9 protein-coding genes are annotated in these 7,021 nt (G+C 41.6%); 4 read left to right on the forward strand and 5 right to left on the reverse strand.

Translation table 11 applies throughout. The features are described from left to right. The 3 genes from ORI98_RS13850 to ORI98_RS13860 are packed head-to-tail and all read left to right on the forward strand — an operon-like array spanning position 1 to position 2,871. The gene (locus ORI98_RS13850) at positions 1-1,023 is read left to right on the forward strand and encodes an ArsJ-associated glyceraldehyde-3-phosphate dehydrogenase (protein ID WP_306135596.1); all 1,023 of its coding nucleotides are present in this window, start codon (positions 1-3) and stop codon (positions 1,021-1,023) included. 17 nt (positions 1,024-1,040) lie between these two features. Further along, entirely contained in the window at positions 1,041-2,267 is a 1,227-nt protein-coding gene (gene arsJ, locus ORI98_RS13855; RefSeq protein WP_306135597.1) for an organoarsenical effux MFS transporter ArsJ, read from the forward strand. Between the two features lie 13 nt (positions 2,268-2,280). Then, the gene (locus tag ORI98_RS13860) at positions 2,281-2,871 is read left to right on the forward strand and encodes an HAD-IB family hydrolase (RefSeq protein WP_306135598.1); all 591 of its coding nucleotides are present in this window, start codon (positions 2,281-2,283) and stop codon (positions 2,869-2,871) included. 9 nt (positions 2,872-2,880) lie between these two features. Here ORI98_RS13860 and ORI98_RS13865 read toward each other — a convergent pair whose 3' ends face one another. From ORI98_RS13865 to ORI98_RS13885, 5 genes are all read right to left on the reverse strand, one after another. Beyond that, positions 2,881-3,132, reverse strand: a complete 252-nt coding sequence (locus tag ORI98_RS13865; RefSeq protein ID WP_306135599.1) for a hypothetical protein — start codon at positions 3,130-3,132, stop codon at positions 2,881-2,883. Positions 3,133-3,256: 124 nt separating this feature from the next. Beyond that, positions 3,257-3,439 (reverse strand): DUF6435 family protein, encoded by a 183-nt coding sequence (locus tag ORI98_RS13870; RefSeq protein ID WP_306135600.1) that lies wholly within the window; start codon positions 3,437-3,439, stop codon positions 3,257-3,259. A gap of 156 nt (positions 3,440-3,595) precedes the next feature. Next, complete coding sequence (locus ORI98_RS13875) at positions 3,596-3,811, reverse strand: DUF2061 domain-containing protein (RefSeq protein WP_306135601.1); 216 nt, start codon at positions 3,809-3,811, stop codon at positions 3,596-3,598. Between the two features lie 191 nt (positions 3,812-4,002). Continuing rightward, the gene (locus ORI98_RS13880; protein WP_306135602.1) at positions 4,003-4,905 is read right to left on the reverse strand and encodes a 1,4-dihydroxy-2-naphthoyl-CoA synthase; all 903 of its coding nucleotides are present in this window, start codon (positions 4,903-4,905) and stop codon (positions 4,003-4,005) included. 85 nt (positions 4,906-4,990) lie between these two features. Further along, a complete protein-coding gene (locus tag ORI98_RS13885; protein ID WP_306135603.1) occupies positions 4,991-5,341 on the reverse strand; it encodes a hypothetical protein in 351 nt (116 codons plus the stop codon). A gap of 77 nt (positions 5,342-5,418) precedes the next feature. Between ORI98_RS13885 and ccoG the strand changes: the two genes are divergently transcribed. Then, the gene (gene ccoG / locus ORI98_RS13890) at positions 5,419-6,846 is read left to right on the forward strand and encodes a cytochrome c oxidase accessory protein CcoG (protein WP_261299117.1); all 1,428 of its coding nucleotides are present in this window, start codon (positions 5,419-5,421) and stop codon (positions 6,844-6,846) included. The last annotated feature ends 175 nt before the right edge of the window (positions 6,847-7,021 follow it).

The raw sequence follows: 7,021 nt of genomic DNA on the forward strand, positions 1-7,021 counted from the left end.
GTGACGATTAAAATCGGTATTAATGGCTTTGGCCGTATGGGACGTTTATCAATGCGCGCCGCATTTGACTGGGATGACATTGAAATTGTGCATATCAATGATCCGGCAGGTGATGCAGCAACTCTGGCTCATTTAATGACATTTGACTCAGTGCATGGCCGTTGGCACCATGAAGCAAGCCATACTGAAGTCAATGGCGCTCAAGCCATGGTTGTTAACGGCAAAACGATTCCCTGTACCCAGAATATCGCGACTGAAGATACTGATTGGTCAAAATGCGATGTGGTCATAGAAGCATCGGGTAAAATTAAAACCAAAGCACTGTTGCAAGCTTATTTAGAGCAAGGCGTAAAACGTGTGGTGGTTACAGCACCCGTTAAAGAAGATGGCGTGCTTAATATTGTGATGGGGGTAAATGAAGCTTTATACAATAAAGATATCCACCCTATCGTCACCGCAGCCTCTTGCACCACTAACTGTTTAGCGCCTGTGGTCAAAGTTATCCATGAAAAAATTGGCATTAAGCATGGCTCTATGACCACTATTCATGACATTACCAATACGCAAACCATTATCGATGCACCCCATCAAGATTTACGTCGCGCCCGTGCCTGTGGCACTAGCTTAATTCCTACCACCACAGGTTCAGCAACGGCAATTACCCATATTTTTCCTGAATTAAAAGGCAAGCTAAATGGTCACGCGATTCGTGTGCCCTTAACCAATGCCTCTTTAACCGATTGCGTATTTGAAGTTGAGCGTAAAACAGATGTGGCAGAGGTTAATCAGTTATTAAAATATGCGGCTGAAAATGAACTTAAAGACATATTGGGTTATGAAACTCGGCCATTAGTGTCGATTGATTATAAAACTGATCCGCGCTCAAGCATTATTGATGCCTTATCCACTATGGTGGTCAATGACACCCAAGTGAAGCTGTATGTGTGGTACGACAATGAGTGGGGCTATGCTAATCGCACAGCAGAGTTAGCGCGTATGGTTGGTTTGGCGGATAAAAAATAGCTAAAGGCTGAACATTGATGGGACTTTTATCACTCAGCACGTTATCACCACAGATTAAGCAATATCTGGTGATAACCGGTAATTATTGGGCATTTACCTTAACCGATGGTGCGCTGCGCATGTTGGTGGTGTTGTATTTCCATCATTTAGGTTATAGCCCAATAAATATTGCGATGTTGTTTTTGTTTTATGAAATCTTTGGGGTGGTAACCAACCTCATCGGTGGCTGGCTTGGGGCGCGTTTAGGGTTAAATAAAACCATGAACATTGGCCTTGGGTTGCAAATAGTCGCGCTGGGTATGTTAGCCGTACCTGCAGATATGTTAAGTGTGGCCTATGTTATGGCGGCGCAAGCATTGTCTGGTATTGCCAAAGATTTGAATAAGATGAGTGCTAAAAGTGCCATTAAGTTGCTAGTGCCAGCGGGTGCTGAAGGTAAGTTATACCAGTGGGTAGCGGTATTAACGGGCTCTAAAAATGCCCTAAAAGGTGTCGGTTTCTTTTTGGGCGGGGCACTACTCACGCTACTTGAATTTAGAGGTGCCATTATTTTAATGGCATCACTATTGGCGGTGGTGTGGTTATTCAGTTTGATTGCGTTGAAACAAGATCTTGGCAAGGCTAAAAATAAGCCTAAGTTTAAAGAGGTGTTTTCTAAAAGTCGGGCGATTAATATTTTGTCTGCCGCGCGATTGTTTTTGTTTGGGGCGCGTGATGTGTGGTTCGTGGTGGCTTTACCGGTTTTTTTAGCTGTAACCTTTAACTGGGACCATTGGTGGGTTGGCGGCTTTATGGCGAGCTGGGTGATTGGCTATGGCATAGTACAATCACTTGCACCTTATATAACAGGTAAAAAACAGGGGCGAGTCCCGACAGGTCGCTCGGCTTTTATATGGGCTAGCTACTTAACCATTATCCCTGTCGCAATTGCATTTGCCTTACATTTTGATTTTTATCTACAAGCATCTGTAGTGATAGGTTTATTGATTTTTGGGGCTGTATTTGCGGTTAACTCTTCACTACACAGTTATTTAATTGTCAGTTATGCCAATGCAGATGGGGTGTCTCTTGATGTGGGTTTTTATTATATGGCTAACGCCATGGGGCGATTAATTGGCACTGTGTTATCGGGTATTGTGTTTCAACTGTATGGGCTGGAAGCTTGTTTATGGATATCTGCATTGTTTGTGGCTATTGCGGCTATGCTATCAATTAAACTACCGATAACGTCATCCAATAACTGAAAAGATAAAAGTGATGAACTTAGCCTTATTTGACTTTGACGGCACTATTACGACTGAAGACAGCTACACCAAATTTATACTTTTTTGTACCCCTAAACCTCGCCGCTTTATTGGTGGACTGTTAATGTCTCCGGCCATTTTACTTTATCAGTTGGGCTGGTTACCAGCTTGTAAAATGCGCACGTTAATCAGTGCCGTGGCGTTTTATCGGCGTGATGTTCAGCAGGTACAAGCCCTCGCGCAGCGCTATGTTACAGAGGTTATTCCACATATTTTGCAGCCACAAATTATGTCACGTATTAAATGGCATCAAACACAAGGGCATCATGTGTATGTGGTCTCGGCTTCTATTGATCCTTATTTATCCATTTGGTGCAGTGATCAGGGTATTAAATTGATTTGTAGTGAGTTAGAAACAAATACCAAGCATTTTACGGGGCGTTACTTATATGGAGATTGTGGTGCAGACAAAGTATCAGCAATCACTCGCAAGCTAATATTGACTGGATTTGACACTGTTTATGCTTATGGCGATACCAAAGAAGATTTGCCTATGCTTGCTTTGGCTGATATTGCTTATTATCGTGGCGAGAAACAAGTATAAATTGCAGACTTATTTCATCGTCACTTTACCGCCAATCATTTTATAAGCAGGGGTGCCGCGTATTAAGGTTTCTCTCGCAAAGGTTGTTTCACACTGCGGACACACACAAGGCGTGGTGGTTAGGTCATCAACAATTCGCTCTTTAAAGCATTTTACTAATGCGCCTTTGCCGCCCTTACGATATTTGAACAATTGGGCTTTGCATTTAGTGCAATAAATATCAACGGTGCGGGTAGGACCTTTGGAATTAGGTTTTGCCAAAATGCGCTCATGTGCTGTTGGGATGCTTGACCAAATGGTAACGTAAAAGGCTTATTCAGTAATTCATTTAGTTCCAAACTGATCATTTGAAATCCGTGGTTACTGAGATTTATTAAAGTTTGGGTTAACCGGCCTTTTGGCTTTGTTCGATAGCAATCATTTCGTCATTAATTTTCTCAGCTTCAGCCGTCAACATCGAATAGGTTCTAATATCGCCATTTCGCTGGGCATGCATGGCTTGTTCAAGTTTTGCTTCATATTGCTTATTTAATTTTTTGATTGGGTTGCGGGTAAAAAATGAAAACATTGAAGTGACCTTATATTGAGTGACTGTGATACTTGATACGTAGAACAAAGCTTTTTAGTTGTGCTTTTCTCCATATTTATTCAAGGTGAGGCAATCGCATTCTCATTCCTGCACACTTGGATAAGATCATTGGCAGTCATTTTTATTTCAGCTCACTTAAATTGTCACACTGTTTGTGTTGGTGAGTATCTGAGCGGCTTTGGCCGCTTCAATTTTGGACCATACCTTGTCATGAAAATAAAACACCACGGTATTCACAGCGGGTTCTATTAACGCTACCGCACCACCAATGACTATGCTACCGGTGAGTAAATAAGTAATGGAAAATGCGACACTGAAATGTAAAATCGCAAAACTGATGGTTTTTTTCATAATAGCGTCGCCTTAACATGCATAAATAGGATGATTGTTTCAATACGACAAATGATAACAGTTCTTATTTGTATTTAAAGTGACTTTTATCAATTAGGTTAAAAGACTGACTCGATTAGCTTCTACACATAAAAAAAATAGACCTTTAAAGGTCTATTTTTGATGTCTGCTGTGTTTTGACTAATGATGTATTAGTAATGCCACGGAAAATTGGTGAAATCCTGATCGCGTTTTTCTAAAAAGGCATCTCGCCCTTCCTGAGCTTCATCAGTACCATACGCTAATCGTGTAGCTTCGCCAGCAAACAGCTGTTGGCCAACTAAACCATCATCAGGCAAATTAAAGCCATATTTGAGCATACGCATTGCTGTAGGTGATTTACTGTTAATCTCTTTTGCCCATACTAACGCTTCAGTTTCTAATTCGGCATGGGGAATAGAGCGGTTGACCATGCCCATTTGCACGGCTTCATCGGCAGAATAGTTAAAGCCTAAAAAGAAAATTTCTCGGGCACGCTTTTGACCAACCATTTTAGCTAAGTAAGCACTACCGTAGCCTGAGTCGAAGCTACCTACATCCGGATCGGTTTGTTTAAATATGGCATGTTCTTTCGATGCTAAAGTGAGATCACATACCACATGCAAACTGTGGCCGCCGCCAACAGCCCAACCAGGTACAACAGCAATCACGACTTTAGGCATAAAACGGATCAGACGTTGTACTTCTAATATGTGTAGACGTCCCATTCTTGCTATATCAGGCTTACCTTCTTCAGCACCTTCATACTTATAACCATCTTTACCACGAATGCGTTGATCGCCGCCGGCACAAAAAGAATATTGGCCCTTAGCAGATGGACCATTACCTGTAATCAATACACAGCCGACATCTGACCATTGTCTAGCATGGTCTAATGCCATATAGAGTTCGTCTACTGTTTTAGGGCGAAATGAATTTAAGCAATCAGGGCGATTAATCGCAATTCTTACCGTTCCCTGATCTTTTGCGCGGTGATAAGTGATGTCTTCAAAATTAAAACCACTAACAGTGTCCCAAAGTGATGGGTCGAATATATCAGAAACTTGTTCAGTCATTATTTTACTAGCCTTTTTCAATCAATTATCCAAAGGCTAGGCTGTATTAATATTTAGGTCAATCTAGCGAGGATAAATCTGTTAACTAAATCTTATCGCAAATAAATTGCAAATTTTCGCGACTAAACACCGGATGACTGGCTTTAGAGTTTAAGCAATATTCTTCTTTAAAGTCAGCGATAGATTCATTGTCGGTGAAAACACCGTCGAGTTCACGGATTTCTATGGTCGATAAGCGCTCGTAGATTGTTTCTTTTAGCGCAGGTATTTTAGTATCAATTCGCTGAATTTTTGTCCCCGTCATCGAGGTTAATTTTTTTTCAGCAGAAATAAAAATACTTTTTACATATTCAATGGGCTCATTGAGCTTATTTGTTTCTGTTGCAAAGTAATAAATTATGCCGGCTATGATGGCTAAACCTATCCAACCTCTCATTTTTCTGTCCGAGTTAATGTTAGAAAGGTATATACTATTCCAGTTTCTTTGTAATGTTAATGTAGTAAGGCTGTAAAATGACAATAGAATCGAAGCCAAAAGATTATTCGAAACAAAATCGAATAAAGATTCATCAACCCGATGCCAGCAAAGCGGACCGTTTCGATCCCAGTAATAGTATCTATGTGCGAGCAGTAGACGGGCTTTGGACACGCGTTCGTCGTCGTATGGGATGGATTTCCATGCTGTTCTTTTTAATACTGCCTTGGATCCCATGGGGAGACCGTCAAGCAGTTTGGTTCAATCTTGCGGAACAAAAGTTTCACGTATTCGGTTTAACCATCTGGCCACAAGACCTCACCTTATTAGCAGCGCTGTTTATGATAGCAGCCTTCGGCTTGTTTTTTGTGACAACATATTTAGGACGAGTATGGTGTGGCTATACTTGTCCGCAAACGGTATGGACATTCATATTCATTTGGTTTGAAGAAAAAATTGAAGGTGCGCGCAATAAGCGGATCAAGCTAGACCAAATGCCCTGGAGCTTTGACAAACTATGGCGTAAAACGGCCAAGCACACCGCTTGGGTCTTGGTAGCTTTACTTACCGCGATGACGTTTGTGTCGTATTTTGTTCCCACGCGCGAAGTGTATATCGACGTATTTACCCTTAATGCTGACGGCAGTATCTATTTCTGGGTGATTTTCTTTACCCTAGCGACTTATGGTAATGCTGGTTGGATGCGTGAAATTATGTGTATTCACATGTGTCCCTATGCACGATTCCAAGCAGCCATGTTCGATAAGAATACCTATATAGTTGGTTATGATACCAAACGTGGCGAAACCCGTGGTCCTCGTTCACGCAAAGCAGATCCCAAAGAAATGGGGTTGGGCGACTGTATTGATTGCGACTTATGCGTACAAGTGTGCCCAACGGGAATTGATATCCGAAATGGTCTGCAATACGAATGCATTAACTGTGGAGCTTGTATTGATGCATGCGATAACACAATGGAGCGCATGGGCTATGACAAGGGCTTAATCAGTTACACCACTGAAAACAAATTAGATAATGTTCAAGAAAAGGTCTTAAGACCCAAACTTGTGGGTTACGGTGTCGTGCTTACCGTCATGATTCTCTTGTTCGTTTATGCAAGCGCCACCATAGCACCTGTGAGAATGGATGTTATTCGAGATCGTAATGCGTTATACCGTGAGAATAGTCGCGGCGAGATAGAAAACACCTTTACCATTAAAATACTCAACAAGACCGAATATCAACATGACTATAAATTAAGTGTTGATGGACTTGATGATGCCAAATGGATAGGACCAGACAATGTCAGCATTGCTGCCGGTGAAGTATTAACCTTACCTATTAGTGTCGCCGTCGACCCCGTCGTCTTAAAACGTAGTGTCACTAACATTAATATCGTAGTAGAAACCGAAATCAATGGTGAAAAGGTAATTACCACCCAGGAAACACGTTTCTTTGGTGAGTGATAAACAACGATAAAATAGCTAGAATCAGCATAAAAAGGGACGAACAGTCCCTTTTTTGCACGTTATGTCCAATATTTGCGCCATCAAATCCTATTTTGCAAAAAACTTCAAAAAAGGGGTTGCGCAAAAATCTTAGCTCCCTATAATGCGCATCCACTGACACGGCACAGCGCGA

Source organism: Shewanella sp. ULN5 (assembly GCF_030731885.1).
Classification (GTDB): Bacteria; Pseudomonadota; Gammaproteobacteria; order Enterobacterales; family Shewanellaceae; genus Shewanella; species Shewanella holmiensis.